This is a genomic window from Subtercola sp. Z020, assembly GCF_002931235.1.
Classification (GTDB): Bacteria; Actinomycetota; Actinomycetes; order Actinomycetales; family Microbacteriaceae; genus Subtercola.
The window spans coordinates 23,928-43,620 of record NZ_PSTT01000027.1 but is presented as its reverse complement, the minus strand read 5'-3'; the positions used below and the strand labels follow the sequence as shown (position 1 = coordinate 43,620).

The 19,693-nt window shown below is 70.6% G+C and carries 19 protein-coding genes and 1 pseudogene; 12 read left to right on the top strand and 8 right to left on the bottom strand.

The window, feature by feature from the left end:
- The first annotated feature begins 355 nt into the window (after positions 1-355).
- Positions 356-2,392 carry an AarF/ABC1/UbiB kinase family protein gene (locus C5B96_RS03540; RefSeq protein ID WP_104243022.1) on the top strand — a complete coding sequence of 679 codons (2,037 nt, stop codon included), beginning with the start codon at positions 356-358 and terminating at the stop codon, positions 2,390-2,392.
- A 94-nt stretch (positions 2,393-2,486) separates the two neighbouring features.
- On the opposite strand, the gene C5B96_RS03535 is transcribed toward C5B96_RS03540, so the two are convergent.
- The 6 genes and pseudogenes from C5B96_RS03535 to C5B96_RS03510 form a co-directional block, all read right to left on the bottom strand.
- Positions 2,487-2,858, bottom strand: coding sequence for a hypothetical protein (locus C5B96_RS03535; protein WP_104243020.1), 372 nt, complete (start codon positions 2,856-2,858; stop codon positions 2,487-2,489).
- A gap of 405 nt (positions 2,859-3,263) precedes the next feature.
- Positions 3,264-4,133, bottom strand: a complete 870-nt coding sequence (locus C5B96_RS03530; RefSeq protein ID WP_104243018.1) for an HNH endonuclease signature motif containing protein — start codon at positions 4,131-4,133, stop codon at positions 3,264-3,266.
- A gap of 37 nt (positions 4,134-4,170) precedes the next feature.
- A pseudogene (locus C5B96_RS18055) lies at positions 4,171-4,725 on the bottom strand (DUF222 domain-containing protein); the annotation flags it as partial.
- Positions 4,726-4,918: 193 nt separating this feature from the next.
- Entirely contained in the window at positions 4,919-5,650 is a 732-nt protein-coding gene (locus C5B96_RS18050; protein ID WP_104243016.1) for a ribonuclease H, read from the bottom strand.
- A gap of 148 nt (positions 5,651-5,798) precedes the next feature.
- Positions 5,799-6,188, bottom strand: a complete 390-nt coding sequence (locus C5B96_RS03515) for a hypothetical protein (protein ID WP_104243014.1) — start codon at positions 6,186-6,188, stop codon at positions 5,799-5,801.
- Positions 6,188-6,466 (bottom strand): hypothetical protein, encoded by a 279-nt coding sequence (locus tag C5B96_RS03510; RefSeq protein WP_104243012.1) that lies wholly within the window; start codon positions 6,464-6,466, stop codon positions 6,188-6,190. The genes C5B96_RS03515 and C5B96_RS03510 overlap by 1 nt, the downstream gene beginning before the upstream one ends.
- Before the next feature lie 124 nt (positions 6,467-6,590).
- Between C5B96_RS03510 and C5B96_RS03505 the strand changes: the two genes are divergently transcribed.
- Positions 6,591-7,028, top strand: a complete 438-nt coding sequence (locus tag C5B96_RS03505) for a DNA methylase (RefSeq protein ID WP_104243010.1) — start codon at positions 6,591-6,593, stop codon at positions 7,026-7,028.
- A gap of 76 nt (positions 7,029-7,104) precedes the next feature.
- On the opposite strand, the gene C5B96_RS03500 is transcribed toward C5B96_RS03505, so the two are convergent.
- Positions 7,105-9,000 carry a thiamine pyrophosphate-requiring protein gene (locus C5B96_RS03500; RefSeq protein ID WP_104243008.1) on the bottom strand — a complete coding sequence of 632 codons (1,896 nt, stop codon included), beginning with the start codon at positions 8,998-9,000 and terminating at the stop codon, positions 7,105-7,107.
- 123 nt (positions 9,001-9,123) lie between these two features.
- Between C5B96_RS03500 and C5B96_RS17305 the strand changes: the two genes are divergently transcribed.
- The 7 genes from C5B96_RS17305 (at position 9,124) to C5B96_RS03460 (ending at position 17,372) form a co-directional block, all read left to right on the top strand.
- A complete protein-coding gene (locus tag C5B96_RS17305) occupies positions 9,124-9,642 on the top strand; it encodes a VOC family protein (RefSeq protein ID WP_158507111.1) in 519 nt (172 codons plus the stop codon).
- A 131-nt stretch (positions 9,643-9,773) separates the two neighbouring features.
- Complete coding sequence (locus C5B96_RS03485) at positions 9,774-13,280, top strand: bifunctional RecB family nuclease/DEAD/DEAH box helicase (RefSeq protein WP_233188974.1); 3,507 nt, start codon at positions 9,774-9,776, stop codon at positions 13,278-13,280.
- Between the two features lie 100 nt (positions 13,281-13,380).
- A complete protein-coding gene (locus C5B96_RS03480) occupies positions 13,381-14,016 on the top strand; it encodes a DUF6789 family protein (RefSeq protein ID WP_104243006.1) in 636 nt (211 codons plus the stop codon).
- A gap of 12 nt (positions 14,017-14,028) precedes the next feature.
- Positions 14,029-14,337, top strand: a complete 309-nt coding sequence (locus C5B96_RS03475) for a hypothetical protein (RefSeq protein ID WP_104243004.1) — start codon at positions 14,029-14,031, stop codon at positions 14,335-14,337.
- A gap of 833 nt (positions 14,338-15,170) precedes the next feature.
- The gene (gene yidC / locus C5B96_RS03470) at positions 15,171-15,920 is read left to right on the top strand and encodes a membrane protein insertase YidC (RefSeq protein WP_104243002.1); all 750 of its coding nucleotides are present in this window, start codon (positions 15,171-15,173) and stop codon (positions 15,918-15,920) included.
- Between the two features lie 9 nt (positions 15,921-15,929).
- Positions 15,930-16,454, top strand: a complete 525-nt coding sequence (locus C5B96_RS03465; protein WP_104243000.1) for a nuclear transport factor 2 family protein — start codon at positions 15,930-15,932, stop codon at positions 16,452-16,454.
- A gap of 27 nt (positions 16,455-16,481) precedes the next feature.
- Positions 16,482-17,372, top strand: a complete 891-nt coding sequence (locus C5B96_RS03460) for a PfkB family carbohydrate kinase (protein WP_104242998.1) — start codon at positions 16,482-16,484, stop codon at positions 17,370-17,372.
- A 42-nt stretch (positions 17,373-17,414) separates the two neighbouring features.
- Here C5B96_RS03460 and C5B96_RS03455 read toward each other — a convergent pair whose 3' ends face one another.
- Positions 17,415-17,630 carry a hypothetical protein gene (locus C5B96_RS03455; RefSeq protein WP_104242996.1) on the bottom strand — a complete coding sequence of 72 codons (216 nt, stop codon included), beginning with the start codon at positions 17,628-17,630 and terminating at the stop codon, positions 17,415-17,417.
- 118 nt (positions 17,631-17,748) lie between these two features.
- Here C5B96_RS03455 and C5B96_RS03450 point away from each other — a divergent pair, with 118 nt between their 5' ends.
- From C5B96_RS03450 to C5B96_RS03440, 3 genes are read left to right on the top strand one after another with little or no spacing between them, the layout of a single operon-like run.
- Complete coding sequence (locus C5B96_RS03450; RefSeq protein ID WP_104243027.1) at positions 17,749-18,678, top strand: Rieske 2Fe-2S domain-containing protein; 930 nt, start codon at positions 17,749-17,751, stop codon at positions 18,676-18,678.
- Complete coding sequence (locus C5B96_RS03445) at positions 18,675-19,319, top strand: hypothetical protein (RefSeq protein WP_233188973.1); 645 nt, start codon at positions 18,675-18,677, stop codon at positions 19,317-19,319. Before C5B96_RS03450 ends, C5B96_RS03445 begins: the two co-directional genes overlap by 4 nt.
- 50 nt (positions 19,320-19,369) lie before the next feature.
- Positions 19,370-19,684, top strand: a complete 315-nt coding sequence (locus C5B96_RS03440) for a hypothetical protein (protein WP_104242994.1) — start codon at positions 19,370-19,372, stop codon at positions 19,682-19,684.
- Positions 19,685-19,693 lie beyond the last annotated feature (9 nt).

Sequence of the window (19,693 nt, the reverse complement as noted above, 5' to 3'; positions counted from 1 at the left end):
GCTGAGGCGTACCCGGTGGCCCCAGGAGTGGCCGGCCGCTCCGCCGGCCACTCCTGGGGCCACCGGGTACGCCTCAGCCGGTCGCCGAGGTCGGCGAGCGCCTCATCGCTCACCCGCAAAACGGGCTCTGTTGCATTCACGCGGTCTGCTCCTCTGCTGTCTCCGCCAGCGTAGGGTGAGCCCCCGACATCCGCGCGCGGCGGCCGACCGCGCGCTCGCAATACAATGAGCGGCATCACCGTGCGGCGATCATCCGCGACCAACCGTCAGCAAACGTTCACCACCACCAACAGTCAGCCGCCCACCGTCAGCCACCCACCGGCCCCGGCCGTGCATCCAGACCCAGGGGAGTCGCATGCTCGCAGAAGTCGTCGTCGTCATCGTCGGGATCATCTCGGCCTTCCTCGTCGGGCTCGTAAGTCGCCGGGTGCTCGGCGGGCCGGTCGGCTGGCCGCGGAGCATCATCGTCGGGGTGCTGGTCTTCATCTCCGGCCTCCCGTTCGCCTTCTGGGTGGGTCGGCAGACCGGAACGGTCTCGACCGACGGCCACCTCTTCGAGTCGTCGGCCTTCATCGGCATCCTCGTGATCGTCGTCAGCGTCGCCTGGACCTTCGCCATCGGCGTCGCGGTGCTCGTCGGGCTGGAGGTGCTGCTTCCCACGCGGCCCCTGGTGAACCCCGTCGACGTGATCCGCGGCGCCCTCGCCCAGCGGCGGCGCACCCGGCGGTACCTGCAGATCCTCCAGATCGCGTCACGTCACGGTGCAGGGTTCGTGTTCTCGGGGCGGGCCCGCCGATCATCCGATCTCTCCACCTCGCAGCAGCGGGCGAACGCGATCGTCGAGACGATCAACGCCTCGGGCGTCACCTTCGTGAAGATCGGCCAGGTGCTCTCCACCCGGCGCGACCTCATTCCCGAGCCCTACCTCAGCGCGCTGGCCTCACTGCAGTCGGGTGCGACCACGCTGCCCTGGGGCGAGATCCGGGGCGCCATCGAAAGCGAACTCGGGCGCCCCATCGACCAGGTCTTCGCCTCGATCGAGCCCACCCCGCTGGCGGCTGCGAGCGTCGCGCAGGTGCACACCGCGACCCTGCTGAACGGCCAGAAGGTGGTCGTGAAGGTGCAGCGGCCCACCGCACGGGCGCAGGTCGAGGCCGACGTCGACATCATCCTCCGCCTGGCCCGGCGCGCAGAGGAGCAGACCATTCAGGGCCGTGACCTGCGCGCAGAGTCGGTCGCACGCGGGTTCACCACGACGCTGCTCGACGAGCTCGACTACACCGTCGAGTACAGCAACACCGAGATGATCCGCTCGACGCTCCGGCGCATCGCCGAGACGGATCGGCGGAGCCTCATCCGGAGCGCGGGCAGCGGCGCGGTGCGCATCTCTGTTCCGACGGTCTACCCCGAGGCGAGCAGCAAGCGCATGATCACCATGGACCTGGTCGACGGCACACCCCTCAGCCGGGCATCCGATCGCCTCGCCCTGCTGAGCGACGACGAACGCCACGCCCTCGCGACCGGGCTGATGGACACGGTGCTCGAACAGATTCTCGTCTACGGCGTCTTTCACGCCGACCTGCACCCCGGCAACGTCATCCTGCGCGAAGACGGCTCCCTCGGCCTCATCGACTTCGGCGCGATCGGCATCATCGAACGCAGCCAGCGCGAGCGGCTCGCCACCCTGCTGCTGGCGGCGTCGAACGAAGACGACATCGCGGCGACGGATGCCCTGCTGCTCATCGTCGACGTGCCACCCGAGGCCGACATCGACTCGTTCCGCCACGACATCGGCATCGTGCTGACCACCGTGCGACACCGCAACGGCGGCAGCGGAGGGTCGATCTTCACCCTCATGCTCGACGTGATCCGCCAGCACCACATCGCGCTGCCGTCGACACTCGCGTCGGCGTTCCGCAGCTTCGCGACGCTCGAGGGCTGCCTGCACGTGCTGGTGCCCGACTTCGACATGATGGGTGCGGCCCTCGACCGGGTGCCCACCCTGCTGCTCCGGATGCTCAGCATCAAGAGCCTCGCCGCCTCCACGCAGGCGCAGGCCTCGAACACGCAGGCCTACCTCCGCACACTGCCCAGGCGGGTCGACTCGCTGATGACGCAGCTGGAGCGAGGCACGCTCAACCTGCGCGTGCGGGGGCTCGCCGACCGGGATGACCGGGGATTCGTGAACGGGATCGTCGGCGAGGTCGTCGGGGCGTTCATCTCCGTCGCTGCCATCGTCGTCGCGATCGTGCTGGTCGTCGCGGGATCGGGGCCGCTGCTCGCGGACAACCTGCACCTCTTCGACCTGCTCGGCGCGGTCGTCGGCTTCTTCGGATTCCTCGGCGTCATGCGCGTGGTGCGGAACGCCCTCGTGCGCCGCGGCCGGCGGTAGCGGCGGGTCGACTGCCCGTTCGCCTGCGCGTTCGCCCGCTCGCTGGCCCGCTCGCTGGCCGGTTCGCTGCCTGGCCCGCTCGCTGGCCCGCTCATCAGTCGTCGTCGTCGCTCGGCCCGAAGTCGGGTCGCACCTCCCACCCGGTCTGCCGCCGCAGCGTCGCCACCAGCGTCAGCGCTTCGAGCCGGGCCTGATCGTCGCTCACGGTGCTGTAGACGTCGATCGCGAGCGGCGGCGGCTCGCCCAGCTTGGGCAGCTCCACCTCGACCCAGGCTCCCTCCGCCAGCGGGATCATCGGTCGCCCCAGCTTCGCGTTCTCCACCGGCCGGTCCACCGCCAGCGAGATGACGGCCAGCGTGTCGAGCTTCGAGATCGCCTGGTACAGGATGATCGTGGCGCAGTACTCGGGCAGTCTTCCCCCTGCGCGCGCCTGCCTGCGGCTTCTGCGCCCGCGGAACCACCCCATCTCCCCGACCCTACGCGCTTCCCGCGCGACCCGCCCGACGTCCTTCCTGCCTGACCCGCACGACCCGCACGACGTGCCTACCGCCCGACTGTCTCCCACCCAGCGCTTCCCGCCCTGCGCGCGAATCGCCGCGATCGCCTCGTCGAACAGCGGCACCCGGGGTCGGCCCGGCTCCCAACGCAACTCCACGCCTCGACGGCATGGTCGAAGAAGGCGATCGCTGCTCTCATCACGAACGCTCCCACCACGAAGGCTCCCACCACGAAGGCTCCCACCACGAACGCTCCCACCACGAAGGCGCGGGCAGATCGAAGCCGTGCGTCAGAATGCGGGCGGCAGTGCGGAGAGAACGGGCAGCGGAGCCGGCTGCGCGCCGGGCACTGGGGGTGCGCCTCATGCTGGCCATCAGAACGGCGCCCGTTCTCGCGCCGGTTCTCTGGTGGCGGTGGATGCGTGAGGCGGCGCGGAAGCGTCGGAGAAGGTGGGCGACGGGTGGGCGATCTGCGACGGCTCGATGAGGTAGGCGAAGCCGGCGGGGGAGGTCCAGGTGATGGTGCCGCCGGGGGACTGCTCGATCAGCCAGTCGGTGTGGTGCTTCACTTTGTGGTGGCTCGAGCAGAGCGGGCTGAGATTCGAGAAGGACGTTTCGCCGCCGTCGTTCCACGCGACGGTGTGGTCGAGGTCTGCGGTGGCCGACGAGTCTCCGCAGAGAGGGAAAGTGCATTCGCGGTGGGTCTGCCGAATGAGGTCGTCCAGTTCGGCCGGCGGCTTGTACCGTTCGCGGCCGTAGCTCAGGATGCGCCCGTTGACCCGGTCGGTGAGCACCCGGCCGAAGCTCGGCGCACTCCGGGTCAGTTTGAGTGCGGTGTGGCGGTCGATGGGCCCGTACCCGTCGAGCCAGGCCGAGCCGCTGAGTAAGCCGGGGTGGCCCAAACTCACGTTCTGGCCGACCGACGCATCAGCGGCCGTGAAGTCCGTCGTGACGGGATCGGTCACCCCCAGAAGTGTGAGGACGGGGACGGTGACTGTCACTCGGGCACGGATGCCTCGGGCGACTGTGGGAATGCTGGTCTCGCCATTCACGAGGAGGTCGGAGAGGGTGTCGACGCGGAGCTGGGTCAGCGTGCGCTCGTCGCCGGCGTTCTTCGCTGACCTCGCGAGGTCGGTTGCCCGGTTGTAGATGGCGACGGCCTCGACGGCAGGGATGTAGTGGGTGAGGTAGGCCATTCCGTCGGCGGCGGGGTCGAGGTAATAGACGTCGGTTGGCTGCTGCATCGACGTGGCGCTGGATTGCCGTTCTCGGCTGTGCCTCTTCGACGGCCGCTCGGGCGAGACGGTCGAGCTTCTGCACGGTGACGGTTCGGGCGAGGGGGAGCAGGGTGGACTCGTAGTCTGCGAGGCACTCCGGAGGGAGCGTCTGGGAGTGCTGCACGATCTTCTCCGCGTGGCGGAAGGAGATGCGGCCGACTTCAAGGGCGGCTTTGGTGTCGGGGAACGTTCCGGCGAGGCCCTCGCTCGTTTCGAGCAGCCGGCGGGCGTCGCCCTCGTTCAGGTGCAGGGCCACGGCGAGCTCCGTGATGATCTGACGTTCGATCAGCATCTCGCTCGACCACTGCGGGCCGCCGGTGAACGAGTCTGTCGTGTGCAGTGCGATGCCCGCGAGCCGGGCCGCCTCGACGCACTCGGCGCGCCGGGCCTGGGCTGCGGCGACCGCGCGGTGGCTCTCGACCACGGACGTGACGGCGGCGGCAAAACGCTCCTGCCGCGTGGGGAGCGCGGTGAGGTGGGCGCCGGGGGTCGGGGACGGAGGGGCAAGTGGTTCGGCACCGAAACGCGGGCGGATCGGAGCCCGATGCGCGGTGAGCATTTCTCGGAACATGCGTCAAGTTAGGCACCCACCGCCGACATTCGGGGCCGAACGGCGACATCTGTGAGTAAGACGCTGCGGGGGACACCTGGGGAGGAGAAGTCCCGGGTTAGTGGTGAGTGGTGAGTAGTGAGTGCTGCGTGGTCGATGTGCGGAGCGGTGCTGTGAGCAGCCGGGCTCACAGCGGCGTTGCCTAGAAGAGAGTTGCGCTCGTCGACTCGGGCGATGCTGGTTCGGAGCGTCGCGGGGGGACTGGGCGCGAGGTGACGCGATCGGCCCCAGGAGACGTCGCGGCGGCGGAGGATTCGGCGGCGATGCCCGATTCGGTGGCAATGCCCGATTCGGCGGCGGGGGCCAATTCGGCGGCGGTGGCCGTTTCGGGAGCGGTGGCCTCTTCGGGAGCGAGGGCCGAGTCAGCTGCGGTTCCGCTTGTCGCCATGGTGGGGGAGGATGGCGCAGCTGCGCCCGGGAAGCCGGGACCTGTGTCGGGCTCGCGGCCGCGGGCGTAGGCTTCCGCTGCGCCACGGGCGCGGGCGTCTGCGGCTTCGTTCAGGGTGTGGCCGACGTGGCCCTTCACCCACTCGAAGCGGTAGCGGCGACCGACGATGGCGGCGTCGATCTCTTTGATGAGATCCAGGTTCATGACCGGTTTGCCGTCGCCCTTGCGCCATCCCTTGCGCTTCCAGCCCGGCATCCACTTCGTCACGGTGTTGATGACGTACTGGCTGTCGCAGAGGATGTGCAGGTCTTCGTCGACGTGGGCTGTGGCGCGGAAGAGCTCCAGCACGGCCTTCAGTTCGCCCATGTTGTTGGTGCCGTGCGGCCAGCCGCCGGCACCCCAGGTGTTGTCGTCGATGTACCAGGCCCAGCCGGCGGGCCCCGGGTTGCCGAGCGCTGAGCCGTCGGCGGATGCGGTGATAGTCATTGCGACAAGGCTACCGGGCGGTGGCGGGGCGGTCCGCGCGGGGCGGCCCAGCGAGGCCCGTCCAGCGCAGCCCGCTTGGCGCCGCCCGCCCTGAGCCGCCCGCCCTGAGCCGCCCGCTCGGCGCCCGCCCGCCGGCCCGGCGCCGCTCCTAGCCCAGTTCGCCCAGCTGCTTCAGGGCCGTCTCCCAGTGGTACGCCGAGATCGAGTCGGAGAACGTCGACTGCGGTTTGCCGCTGCCGAGCTCGTCACCCGTGGCGTCGTCGGTGAGGCTCACGTGGTAGGCGTGGCCGGGCTTGCCGCTGTCGATGTGGAACCGCAGCACCACGCCGCGCCCGCCGAGACGGCCGGTGACGACGGCTTCGTCGGCATCCCGCTCGGTGTCTGCTTCGCTGAACGGGCCCTGGATGAACGGTCCACCGCCGTGCGCGGCGAGCTTCTCGTTTATGAGCTTGACGAGGGGTTCGATGTGGAACTCCGTCTCGTGCTCGTGGGAGTGCTCGTGCGTGCCGGAGAGTGCGTCGGAGTCGCCGCGGGCCATCAGGCGTCCTCCCCCGTCACATCGAGAACGACCTGGCGCCAGTCGTCGTCGGAGACGACCTGGCGGGAGGGTTCGGCGTTCGTGCCCGTGAACTTGCCTTCGCGGCGGCCGATGTGGGCGACGAGGGCCTCTTCGGCGTGCAGCGCCCAGGTGGGCTCCGCGTCTTCTGTGCCGTCGGCGCGCAGGGTGTGCTGCACCCCGCCCTGCCAGAAGGTGGCTTCACCCTCGGTCGGGAGTTCTATGTCGTGGATGGTTGGTCGGTCGTCGGGAGTGGTCATGCTGGCACACTATGCCTGCGCGCCCGTTCGATCAACGCCTGTGAGTCGAAACCTGTGATGAGCTGGGCTGTGGAGGAGAAGACCCCGGGGACTGAACCCTGGGGAGAAGTGGAGAGAGCAAGCCATGGCGAACATGAATGCGGACGACCTGGGGCTCGACCCCGCGTCGGGCAGGGCCGACCAGCTGTACGGATGGTTCCTCGCGAGCCTGCTGTTCGGGCGGCCCGTGCAGCAGAGCGTCGCGGCCGACACGTGGAGGGTGCTGATGAAGCACGGGCTGACGAGCCCGGGCCGCTTCGAGGAGTTCGACCGCGAGGGGCTGCGAGCCCTGCTCGACGAGGGTCACTACGCGCGCATCGACTACGTGATGACGGATGAGCTGCACGACGTGATGGCGACGGTCAAACGCGAGCACGGTTCGGTGAGCGAGCTGGTCAAGAACGCGTCGTCGAAGAAGGAGCTGACAGACGAGCTGCTCGCGCTGAAGGGCATCGGGCCGAAGACGGTCGAGATCTTCCTGCGCGAGGTTCCGGATGCGCTGATCGGCAGCGGGCGGGGCTGAGAGCAGCGGGCGGGGCTGCGAGCGGCGGGCGGGGCTGAGAGCGGCGGGCGGGGCTGAGAGCGCCCCCCCGCCCGCCTCAGTCGTCCTCGCGCCCGGCCTCCCCATCGCGGCGGTGCGAGCCGTGCGAGCCGCGCGAGCCGCGCGTCCCGCGCTTCCCGCGCCCGCCGAGGTGCAGTGCCCCCTTCACGCGCTCGACCTGCTCCGTGGCGAGGGCCTCCGCCGAGTTCACGATGACCGCGAGCTCCGACGGGTCGCCGGTCAGCAGCGCCTTCGCCGTGTTCGCCGCGTATTCGAGGGTGATGTGCGGCGGGAGGGGCGGCACGTTCTTCGACACGTGGGCGTCGATCACCGTCACCCCGTCGAAGGCGAACGCCGCGTCGAAGGCCGGTCCGGCATCCTCGTCCCTGGTGAGGGTGACGCCGCGGAAGCCGAGCAGGTTGGCCCAACCGGCGTAGTCGACCGACTCGACGTCTTGCGCGGCGTTCCAGAGCGGGTTGCCGTCTTCGGTGCGCATCTCCCACGAGACCTGGGTGAGGTCGTCGTTGTGCATGACCACGACCACAAACGTCTTGGACTCCCACTGCGAGAGGTACTTCTTGATAGTGATGAGTTCGTTCATCCCGAGCATCTGAAAGGCGCCGTCGCCGATCGTGCAGACGACAGCGCGGTCGGAGTACGCGAACTTCGCCGCGACCGCATAGGGCATGGCCGCGAGCATCGTGGCGAGCCGGCCCGACAGATCCCCGCGCATCCCGCGCCGCAGCCGGATGTGGTGGCCGTACCAGTCTGCCGTCGTGCCGGCATCGCAGGTGACGATCGCGCCCTCGGGCAGGCGTTTGTTGAGCTCGTGGATGACGCGGCGGGGGTTGCCGCCGTCGGGGTAGCTGAGCATCGCCTGCGCTTCCATCTCGCGTTCCCAGCCCACCATCTCGTCGGCGATCTTCTCCTGCCAGCCGAGGTCGGTCTTCGGCTCGAGCAGCGGAATGAGCGCCTCGAGCGTCGCCTTCACGTCGCCCCAGAGATTCAGTTCGTTCGGGTACCGCACGCCGAGCTGCTCAGGCTTCAGGTCGATCTGGATGCCGCGGGCCTGGCCGGTCTTCGGCAGGAACTGACCGTAGGGGTAGTTGGTGCCGAGAAAGACGATCGTGTCGCAGTTCTCGGCCTGGTGGAGGCTCGGCAGCGAGCCCAGGAGGCCCAGTTGCTGCGTGTGGTACGGGATCTCGGAAGGCACCACGTGCTTGCCGCGGAGCGCCGTGATGATGCCGGCTCCGGCGAGTTCGGCGGCCTCGATGACCTCGTCTGTCGCCCCCGTCGCACCTGCGCCGACGAGAAAGGTGACCTTCTTCCCGGCGTTGATGATGTCTGCGGCCTTCTGCAGCTCGGTGACCGGCGGCACGATCGCGGTCGACGGTTCGGCCGAACTCGACCGGGCGACCCAGTTCTCAGGTTCGGGGGCCGACCAGTCCATGCCCTGCACATCGTGCGGCAGGATGATCACGGCCGGCTGCAGGCGGAGTTTCGCCGTGCGGAACGCGGTGTCGACGACGGCCTGGGCCTGCTCGGGGGAGACGATCGTCTGCACGTAGCACGCGACATCCGCGAACACCCTCTCGAGGTTCGACTCCTGCATGACGAACGTGCCGAGAGACGCGAGGCCCTGCTGGCCGACGATCGCGACGACCGGCTGGTTGTCCATCGCGGCGTCGTAGAGCCCGTTGATCATGTGGAACGCACCGGGGCTCGACGTCGCGACGCAGACCCCCACCTCGCCCGTGAACTTGGCGTGGGCCGTCGCCATCAGTGAGCAGATCTCCTCGTGGGTGGGGCGGATGTACTGCAGCCCGTCGCCGTGACGCTCGGCCTTGCCCAGGGCGCCGTCGAACTCGCCGATGCCGTCGCCTGGAAACCCGAAGACGCGGGTGACGCCCCACTCTTTGACGCGCTGGATAACGAAGTCGCTCACTGTTGTCATGCGTCCATCCTCGCGCCTCGGGCTGGGTGCACGCAGCCCTTGACTCCCGTGGGGAGGTGAGGCACCGGGACCGAAGGTCGGCTGGCACTCGACGGCGGCGGGGGTCCGCGCCAGACTGGGGGCATGGATGAGACGACGGAACGGGCATCCACACCCCGCCTTCGGCAGGTGGTGCTCGACACGGAGAATGCGCGCGGGCTGGCGGAGTTCTACCGGCGGCTGCTCGGGCTGCGGTACCTGCCGGGCGATGAGCCGGTATGGGTGGCGGATGCGGGCGGTGTGGATGCTGGCGGTGCGGACGCGGGGGGTGCGGATGCGGGCGGTGCGGATGCTGGCGCGGCGGATACCGGTGCGGCGGGCGATGACGCCGACTGGCTGGTGCTCGTGGGCGACGACGGGGAGCGGGTGCTGGCCTTCCAGAAGGTGGCGTCGATGCCTCGGCCGACGTGGCCGGAAGGCCCCCGCCCGCAGATGATGCACCTCGATTTCTGGGTGCCGTCGGTGGATGCCCTGCGGCAGCAGCACGAGCGGGCGCTCTCCCTCGGGGCGACGGTGCTGGAGAACGGTATCGACGACCCCGACGAGGCGATCGTGATCTACGCGGACCCGGCCGGGCATCCGTTATGCATCTTCGTGCCGTAGATCTTGGTGCCGTAGATTCTCGTGCCGTAGCCGGCCTGCCGCCGGTGTCGGGGGGTCGCGCTACCCTTGCCGCACCCCCGACACCCCGTCGGAACAGGCGGACTCCGCCGGGCAGAACAGAAGGAGCACCGGTGCAGCTCGCAGGCGACACGGTCATCTACTCGGCGACCGATCTCAGCGCCGCTTCGACGTGCGAGTGGGCGCTGATGCGCAAGCTCGACTGGATGCTCGGGCGCATCGAGAAGCCGCCGTTCGTCGAAGACGACATGCTGCTGCGGGCCGGTCGGCTGGGCGATCTGCACGAGGGCCGCGTGCTCGAGGGGCTGAAGCAGACGCGGGTGGTGGCCGAGATCGAACGGCCGCTCGACTCGGGCATCCGCGACGGGTCGTTCGCGGGCATCCGCGAAGCGACAGGGGCGACGGTGGCGGCGCTCGAGGCCCGCGCCGAGGTGGTCTTCCAGGGGGCGTTCTTCGACGGGCGGTTCCTCGGGTACTCCGACTTCGTGATGCTCGGCGACGACGGGCGGTACGAGGTCTACGACACGAAGCTCGCCCGCAAGGCGAAGATCACGGCGCTGCTGCAGCTCGCGGCCTACAGCGAGCAGTTGCAGCAGCTCGGCTTCGAGATCGGCGAGCACGTGCACCTCTGGCTCGGCACGGGCGAGATCAGCACGCACCGGCTGGCCGACATTTTGCCCGTGTACCGCAAGCGGCGGGCGCGGTTGCAGCAGATTCTGGATGATCGGGTGCACGATGCGGCAGCAACCCCGTGGGGCGACCCGCGGTACACGGCCTGCGGTCGCTGCGACGCGTGCGCCGAACAGGTGGAGCGCACCCACGATGTGCTGCAGGTCGCCGGCATGCGGCTCACCCAGCGGGCGCGGCTCCTTGCTGCGGAAGTGACGACCATCGAGGAGCTCTCGGCGCGCACCGAGCCTGTGGAGGGGATGTCGGAGGCGACGCTCGCCGCGCTCCGCGAGCAGGCGCTGCTGCAGGTCTCGCGTGCCTCGCTGCCCGAGGGTGCGCCGCCGCCCTGGCGGGTCGCGAACCCCGTCGCGTTGACCGCGTTGCCCGAGCCGTCGCCCGGCGACATCTTCTTCGACTTCGAGGGTGACCCGCTGCATGAGGAGCAGAAGCAGTGGGGACTCGACTACTTATTCGGGCTGGTCGACACCGAGGCCCGGTTCACGGCCTTCTGGGCCGACGACCTTGTGGAGGAGAAGAGGGCACTCGTCGAGTTCCTCGACTTCGTGCGCGAGCGGCGGGCCGCGCACCCGGGCATGCACATCTACCACTACGCCGCCTACGAGCGCACCCACCTGTTGACACTCGCTGCGCGCCACGGGGTGGGGGAGGAGGAGATCGACGACCTCCTCCGCAACACGGTGCTGGTCGACCTCTACCCGATCGTGCGGCAGGGCATCCGCGTCGGCAGCCACAGCTACTCGCTGAAGAAGCTCGAGCCGCTCTACATGGAGGTCGGGCGTGACGGCACCGCGAACGCCGCCGACTCGATCAGCGAGTACGTGCGCTACACCGAGCTGCTCGCGGTGGGCGAGCTCGAGGCGGCGGCGGCCGTGCGCGCCGACATCGAGCAGTACAACCGCTACGACTGCGTCTCGACGCTGCGCCTTCGCGACTGGCTGCTCGCGCGGGCGGCCGAGGTCGGTGTCACCCCCGCCCGGGACCTCGACCTCACGGTCGAGCTGCTCGCGGCGGTGCCGCTCCGCGAACCCGATCCGGTGTACACCGAGCTGGTGGCGTACCTCGCGCAGGCGCACGCGGCGGCGGCCTCGGTGCACTCGGCGGCTTCGCCCGACCTCGAGCGCGGCCCCGACGAGACGGCGGTGGCGCTCGCCTCCGCGGCCATCGACTACCACCGGCGGGAGGCCAAGTCGTTCTGGTGGGAGCACTTCGCCCGCCTCCGCAACCCTGTCGACGAGTGGGCCGACACCCGGGGCGTCTTCGTGATCGACACGGCGGAGGTGAAGCGCGACTGGTCGCTCGCCGGCCCGCGCGCGCAGACCCTCTCGCGCGAGCTCATCGTCACGGGCACGGCCGCCCCCGGCAGCCGTTTCTCGGCAGACAGTTCGCCGTTCGTACTGTTCGATTCCCCGTTCCCTCCGCTCGGCGGCCCCACCGAACCGGGCGCCCGGGCGGCGCACAGTCGCGTCACCTTCGCCGACTGCGGCGACGGAACGTACCTGCTCACCGAGAAACTCAGCCGCGACGCCCATGCGGCCGATGCCACCTACGCGCAGGTGCCGATCGCGGTGACTCCGGCCTCCCCGCCCAACGCCACCAAGCTCGCCGAGGCGATCTCCGAGTGGGGCCGGGTGCTGCTCGCCGGGCTCCCGCGCCTGGTTCCGGATGCGGCGCTCGACATTCTGCGCCGCCGACCGCCGCGCCTTCGCACCCTTCCCGAACTCGACCGCAGCGCGAATGCGATCACGGGCATCCGCAATTCGCTGCTCGACCTCGACCGCTCGTACATCGCGGTGCAGGGGCCGCCCGGCACCGGCAAGACGTACACCGGGTCACACGTGATCGCCGATCTCGTGCAGAACCACGGCTGGAAGGTGGGCGTCGTCGCCCAGTCGCACGCCGCGGTCGAGAACATGCTCGAGGCGATCGTCGCGGCCGGGGTCGACCCGCGGCTCGTCGGCAAGAAGCCGAAGGATTCGGCGGCGGCCGCAGGGTCGTTCACCTCGCTCGCCGCCAACGCCGTGCCCGGCTTCGTGCAGCAACCCGGCGGCTACGTGTTCGGCGGAACGCAGTGGACGTTTGCGAACGCCAACACGGTTCCGCGGGGGTCGCTCGACCTGCTCGTCGTCGACGAGGCCGGGCAGTTCTCCCTCGCCAGTACGATCGCGGCCTCGGTCGCGAGCACGAGGCTGTTGCTGCTGGGTGACCCGCAGCAGCTTCCGCAGGTGAGCCAGGGCACGCATCCAGAACCCGTCGACGAGTCGGCGCTCGGCTGGCTCGCCGAGGGGCACGGGGTGCTGCCCACCGAGTTCGGCTACTTCCTCGAGACCAGCTGGCGGATGCACCCCGCGCTCTGCGCACCGGTATCGGCGCTGTCGTACGAGGGGCGGCTGCACTCGCACGACTCCGACCGGTCGCTCGGCGGGGTCGAACCGGGGCTCCACCCGGTTCCGGTGGCGCACCACGGCAACTCGACGGCGTCGCCCGAGGAGGCGGCTGTCGTCGTCGCGCTCGTCGCGGAGGTGATCGGCTCGCCGTGGAGCGCGGGCGGCTCGACGCGCCCGCTCGCGCAGGGCGACATCATCGTGGTCGCGCCGTACAACGCGCAGGTCGAGCTCGTGCACGCCGCGCTGTCGGCGTCCGGGTACCCCGACGTGCCCGTGGGAACGGTGGACAGGTTCCAGGGCCAGGAGGCGGCGATCGCCATCGTGACGCTCGCGGCATCCGGGGCCGACGACGTGCCGAGGGGGCTCGAGTTCCTGCTGCTGGCGAACCGGCTGAACGTCGCCATCTCGCGGGCGCAGTGGGCGGCGTACCTCGTGCATTCGCCGGCGCTCACGGAGTATCTGCCCGGCTCGGTTGCGGGGCTCACGCAGCTGAGCGCGTTCATCGGTCTGGTCGAGGGGGGAGGGCTGGCCGACCTGCCGTCCTGATCTGCCGGCCTGCCGTTCTGATCTGCCGGCCCCCGATCTGATCGACGGGCGTTCCGTCAAGGGGTGCCCGGGTCGTGGTCGATTCGGAACACTGGTCGGCATGAGCGAGAGCACAGCCGGCAGGGTGGTTCGATCGGGAGTGCGGGGCATCGTCACGGGCCTCGCGGCGACGGCCGCCATGAGCGTCGTCTTCGTGGGCGCCGACCGCGCGGGAGCCGTCGACCGCCCGCCGCCCCGCTCCATCGTCGACCACTTTCTGCCGTTCGTTCCGCCGAAGGCCTCCGACCGCGCCGCCGCCACCACCCACTTCGCGTACGGGGCGGCCGGCGGTGTCGCGTTCGAGCTGCTGATGCACGCGCTGCACGAGCCGCGCCTCGGCCGGCGGCTGGCATCGGGCGCGGCGTTCGGCCTCGCGGTCTGGGCGGCCGGGTACGAGGGCTGGGTTCCGGCGATGAACGTGCTCCCGCCCGCGCACCGCGACCACCCCGCTCGCGTCGCCTCCGAGCTCGCCGCGCACCTCGTCTACGGCCTGTCGCTCGGCGCGTTCGGTCATCTCCTCCACAGGCGGGCCGCCCGCGCCGGCGCCGCGCGCCTCGACACCGCGAACCCGAGCGCCGCGCGCCTCGCGCCTCGCCGCCGCGAACCCGTGCGCCGCGAACTCGAGCGCCGCGAACCGGGGCGCCGCGAACTCGAGCGCCGTGCAGCCCAGCGCCACTCGCCCCAGCGTCGGGACTGATAGCGTCGACGCATGACCTCCCTCGTCATCGCCGTCGCCCAGCTCTTCGGGGCGCTCGCGACCAGCGTCGCGGGAGGCTCCGGCGCGGGTGGTGCCGGCGGCACTCCGGGCTGGCTCCTGCTGGCGGGACTCGTCGGCGCGGCGACCGTGCTGGCCATCGCGGTGGTGCTGGTCGCAGCGCACGCGGCGTTGGCTCCAAATGTTCGGCGGCACCCCGTTCCGCCCCAGAACGCCGACCTCCCCACCCTCACCCGGCAGAGCAACCCCGCCGCCCCCGGCCACGCGCGCGCCCGCGCCCCCGGCCGCCCCGCCGCCGCCTGAGGCGTCGCTCCGCGGAGCGGTCCCACCCTCAGACGCGGTACCCCACCGCGGTCGCGCCCACAGGCGCTGCATCCATCCCTGCCTCGACTGACGCGGGGAGCCGAGGCACCGTTCTGAGCGTGGGCTCACGCCTACCGCAGCCGCCGGTGTGAGGTCTTCCTCTGCGGACGGCTGATCGCTGCGGTGGCGAGCGTCGTCTGGCGCTTCGCGTGGTGGCCTCGCTGACGCGTGCGGCTTCCCGCGCGTCGGTTCCTCCGCCACCGACTCCGCCAGCGACGGGCGGAACGAGGTCTACCGACGGTGCCGCCGACGCTGGCGAATGGTCTCGTCCGCGGTGCTGGTGCTGCGGTGGGCTGGTGTCGCCAGTCCTCGAGGCGGACGGCACGCGGGGGACATCACAAGGTGGCCGCCTCGTCGCCTGGCCGCCTCGGCGTGTCACCGCGTCGCCGAACAGTCCGCCAGGACACCTCTCAGCCAAACCGAGGCGCTATTTGGGTCGGATTGGCTGAGCGGAGTCCGGGTGGGAAGTTCCGGCGGGGTGCGAGCCGGTCACCGGCGTCGGCCGCGTCGGCGCGGGTGGCTGCTCGCGCGCCAGCCAGAACACCGCGACATCCAGTGCCCGCGATATCCAACACCCCCTGCCGCCGCCACGCCGCGACGGACGGCACCCCGCGACGACCAGCACACCGCGACAGGCAGCACCCCGCGACGACCGGCGCACCGCGACATTCATCACACCCTGGCATCACCACACCGCATCAACCACCACCGCACCACATCAACCACTACTACACCGCATCAACAATCACTACCAACGGAAGGCAACACACATCATGGACATCTCTACGATCGGGCCGATCGCCGCGGCGCTCGACGGCCTCTACGCGCTGGTCATCGGGATCGGGGAGGCCGTGCATCCATTCGCCGGAGCCGCCGCCCCGGCCCTGGCGATCGTGCTGCTCACGGTGCTTGTGCGCGTCGTGCTCGTGCCCGTCTCTGTGTCGCAGGTGCGCGCGGAGGTTGCTCGGCGGCGGCTGGCCCCTGCGGTCGCCGCGCTGCGCGCGCGGTACGCGAAGAAGCCCGAGGCGCTGCAGCGGGCACTGACCCAGCTGTACACGAGCGAGAAGGTCTCGCCGCTGGCGGGGGTGCTGCCGACGCTTGCGCAGGTTCCGGTGCTGTCGGCGGTGTACGCGCTGTTCGTGCATTCGCCGCTGGCGGGGCACGCGAATGCACTGCTGGTGCAGACGTTCGCGGGCATCCCGCTCGGGTCGAACCTGTTCGCGCTGCTGGGTTCCGCGATGGCGCCGCTGCTGCCGCAGGTGCTCGTGTTCGTGCTGCTGCTCGGGATGCTGGCGGTCGTCGTCGAGCTGACCCGGCGGGCGAATCTGCGGTGGGTTGGATCGGCGGTGCAGAGCGAACAGCAGGCGGTGCCCGGGGTGGCCGTGCTCGCCCGGGTGCTCCCGTTCGTCACGGTCGTGTTCGCCGCGATCGCGCCGCTGGCTGCCGCGCTCTACCTCGTCACGAGTGCGCTGTGGACGCTCGGCGAACGCGCCGTGCTGCGCCGCGTCATCCGCGCTGCCTAGGCTGGGGAGATGACTGAGACCCCGGCCCACGAAATCCCCGGCACCGACGAGCACGCGATCTGGGCGGCGGTCAACGCCGTCTACGCGGGGTTCGTCGATGCTGACCGGGCGGCCATCGACGCCAACATCTCGCCCGACGCGACGATGTTCGACAGTGATGCGATGCCGGTGATCCACGGCAAGGGTGAGCTCGACGCGATCCGGGATGCCCGCCCTCCCCGCAGCGCGAGCGACCCCGTTGCCCGGCTGCGGGCGATGGCCCCCGAGATCCGCATCTGGGGTGACACCGCCGTGCTGCTGCACTACCTCGCGGTGGATCTCGGCGACGGGTCGCCCGAGCAGGCGGTGCGGAACACCAGCGTGTGGCGCCGAGCCGGCGGCACGGGCAGCACAGGCGGCTCAGGCGCCACCGAGGGCACAGGCGGCACCGGCGGCTCAGGCGCCACCGAGGGCACCGCCGGCACCCCTCCGCACTGGCTCATGGTGCACAACCACGAAGACGTGATGGCCGACCCGTGGCTGCCGGCCGAGTGAGCCGTTCGGCGCCGTAAACTGGGGCGAGTGACCGCCTCTGCCGACCCTGTGACCGAACGATCGGTCGTCATCGTCGGCCACGTCTGCATCGACGAGAACACCGGAGCCGACGCCGACGGGGCCGGCCCCCGGCCGCTCCGGCGCGAAGCGGGGTCGCCGGCGTTCTTCATGAACCGCCAGCTGCGCCGGGTCGACGGCGTGCGGGTCTCGGTCATCGCCCCCTACGGCCCCGACTTCAGGGCGGTTGACGACACCCTTCCGCTCGCCAACCCCGCGACGGCGGGCGAGACGCTGCTCTATCGCAACCACATCGAGGGCGACGTCAGGCGCCAGGAGTGCTTTCACGCGGGCAGCGCCGATCCTGTGCCCGTGACGCCCGAGCTCAGACGCTCGATCGGCCGGGCCGACATCGTGATCGTCGCCCCACTGCTGCCTTCGTTCACCGCCGAGGCGCTCGACACGGTGCTGGCCGCGGCGAGCGGCGGTGCCCTGACGATGCTGCTCGTGCAGGGCTACCTGCGGGCCGTGTCGCCCGAGGGCGCCGTGACCCAGCGCACGTTCGCCGAGGCGGCCGAGGTTCTGCCGCGGTTCGACGTCGTGGTGCTCTCGGATGAGGACACGGTGGATGCCGTGGCCACTGCAACCCGCTGGTCGACCGATTTTCCGCAGACGACCATCGTCGTGACCGAGAACCGGCATGGTGCGACGTACCTGCGGGGCGGTGTTGCAGAGCGGGTGGCCGCCCGGCCGATCGAACGGTCAGGGGTGGGGAGCGTGATCGGTGCCGGCGACGTCTTCAGTGCGGCCCTGGCGCTCGCCCTCGGCGAAGGTCAGGGCATCCATTCGGCCGTCACAGCAGCGAACGACGCGGCGGGCGCGTTCATCGACGGTGCCCGCAAGGCAGCGCTCGCGGCGTAGATCGAGAGCTGGCGGCGAATCGTCGGCTCAGCCGTCGTGACCTCAGCCGTCGTTGACCTCGGTGTCGTCTTCGTCGGTCGGCACGTCGCCCTCGAGCGTCTCTTCGGTCTCGGGCTCGTCGGCGACGCTCGGGTCGACACCCGAGGGCGGCGCGTCGGTGGTCGGGCCGTTGCCCACGATTCCCTCGCCGTCGGGATAGCCGGCGTAGTCGGGGTACTCAACGGTCACGTCTTTGGGGTACTCGTTCTGATCGGTCATGCCAGAAACCCTACTGCGATCGAGCGCGCGGCGGGCGCCCTGCGGGGTCTCTTGACAGCCCGGCCACCCTCCGTGCAAGCCCTTGGCGAAGACGCAGGTTCTCTCGTACCGTGACCACATGAGAGAGCTGTCGTTCGTCAAGATCATCACTCGCCTCGAGAATGCCGAGGTGCTGGATTCCGTCGTCACCCGCGCCCAGGCGGTGGTGAAGAAGGTCGTGCAGCCGCAGGGGCTCCGCGACCTGCTGCACGGGGTGCCGTTCGGGCATCCGCTGCATCCGGTGGAGGTGCAGGTTCCGATCGGTGCCTGGCTCTCCGCGGGCATCCTCGACGCCCTGCCGATGCATGGTTCGGGGAAGGCGGCGCAGGCCCTCATCGGTGTGGGGGTGCTGTCGGCCGCGCCGGCGGCCGTCTCGGGCTGGACGGACTGGTCGGAGCTCCACGAGCAGCAGATGCGGGTCGGGCTGGTGCACGCGGCGGGCAACGCGGCGGCCGTGCTGCTGTACTCGGCGTCGTTCGTGCAGCGCGTCCGAGGTCGGCAGGCCAGCGGCAAGGTGCTCGCGTACCTCGGCCTGGCTGCGGTCTCCGGCGCTGGATTCCTCGGCGGCCACCTGGCCTACCGGCAGGCTGCGGGGGCCAATCACGCCGAAGACGTGCCGCACGTCTTCCCGCCCGGCTGGCAGGAGGTCGGCGACCTCGACGACCTGGCAGACGGTGCGCTCGAGCGCCGGATCGTGGCCGAGCAGCCCCTGCTGTTCTTTCGGCGGGGCGACGAGGTGAACGTGCTCTCCGACGTCTGCAGCCATCTCTCCGCGCCGCTGCACGAGGGTGAACTCGACCCCGGCTCCCCGGCGCCCGGCTCGCTCGGCACGGGCCCGCTCGGCGAGGCGCCCGGGTCGGACCCCTGCGTCACCTGCCCCTGGCACGGCAGCGTCTTCTCGCTGACGAGCGGCGAGGTGGTGCACGGCCCCGCGACATCCCCCCAGCCCCGCTTCGAGACGCGTGTCGAACACGGTCGCCTCTCGGTGCTGCTGCCGGGTGCGGGATGAGCGGCGGGCTGCAGCTCTATTCAGCACGTCGAGCACAACGCCATCGCCAGATCGCGGCCGATGTCGTGGCGCTCGTTCTGATCGGCGCCTCCGTGGCCGCGGGCATCGCGGTGGGAGCCCTGATCGGTACGCTCGCCGCCCTCGGCCGGGGGATCGAGTCGGCCGGCAGCGGCTTTCAGAACACGATGGCGGATGCCGCGGGCACCCTCGGCGGCATCCCTCTGATCGGCGCCGGCGCCAGCTCACCCTTCGCGTCGGCGAGTTCGGCCGGGCAGACCCTGGCCGAGGCGGGGCGCCAGCAGCAGGAGTTCGTCGGGAACGTCGCGCTCGGCACCGGGCTCGTGGTCGCTGCCCTGCCGATCGCGCTGGTTCTGCTCGTCTGGCTGCGCCCGCGCCTCGCCTTCGTGCGGCGGGCGTCGCTCGTGCGCGGGCTCTCGGCGTCGCCGGCCGGAACCGAGCTGCTGGCGCTTCGGGCGCTCGTCGGCCAGCCGCCGCGGGAGCTGGTGGCGCTGGCCGCCGATCCGGTCGCGGCCTGGCGACGCGGCGACCCGGCGACCATCCGTTCCCTGGCCGCACTCGAGCTGCAGAGCTCGGGCGTGCCGGGCAGATTCCTCCGCCTCGATGAGGCACCGACCGCGTAGAATCGCAGCCAGAAGCGCCCAGACCCCGCGCTTCAGTCAGGACAGTCATCATGGGAACACTCATCTACGGGTCGCCTGGAGTCGAAGTCACCTTCGAGGACCGGGCGCTCGCGCACCTCCGCGTCGTTCTGCTCGCGAAGCTCCGTCGAGACGAGAAGTTCGCCCTCTCGTGGGACGACGAGGAGACGGGCAGGGCGCACACGATCTGGCTGCACCCGGCCATCCCGCTGCAGTTCGTCTTCAGTGCGCCGGCCGGTGCCACCCTCAACCGCCGCTGGATCGAAGTGCTCACGAGCGTCGCCAACAGCGGTACGGGCCTGCGGCTGCTGCCGGAACCGTCTGCGGAGTCCGTTCCCGCCTCCTGAGGCACCGGG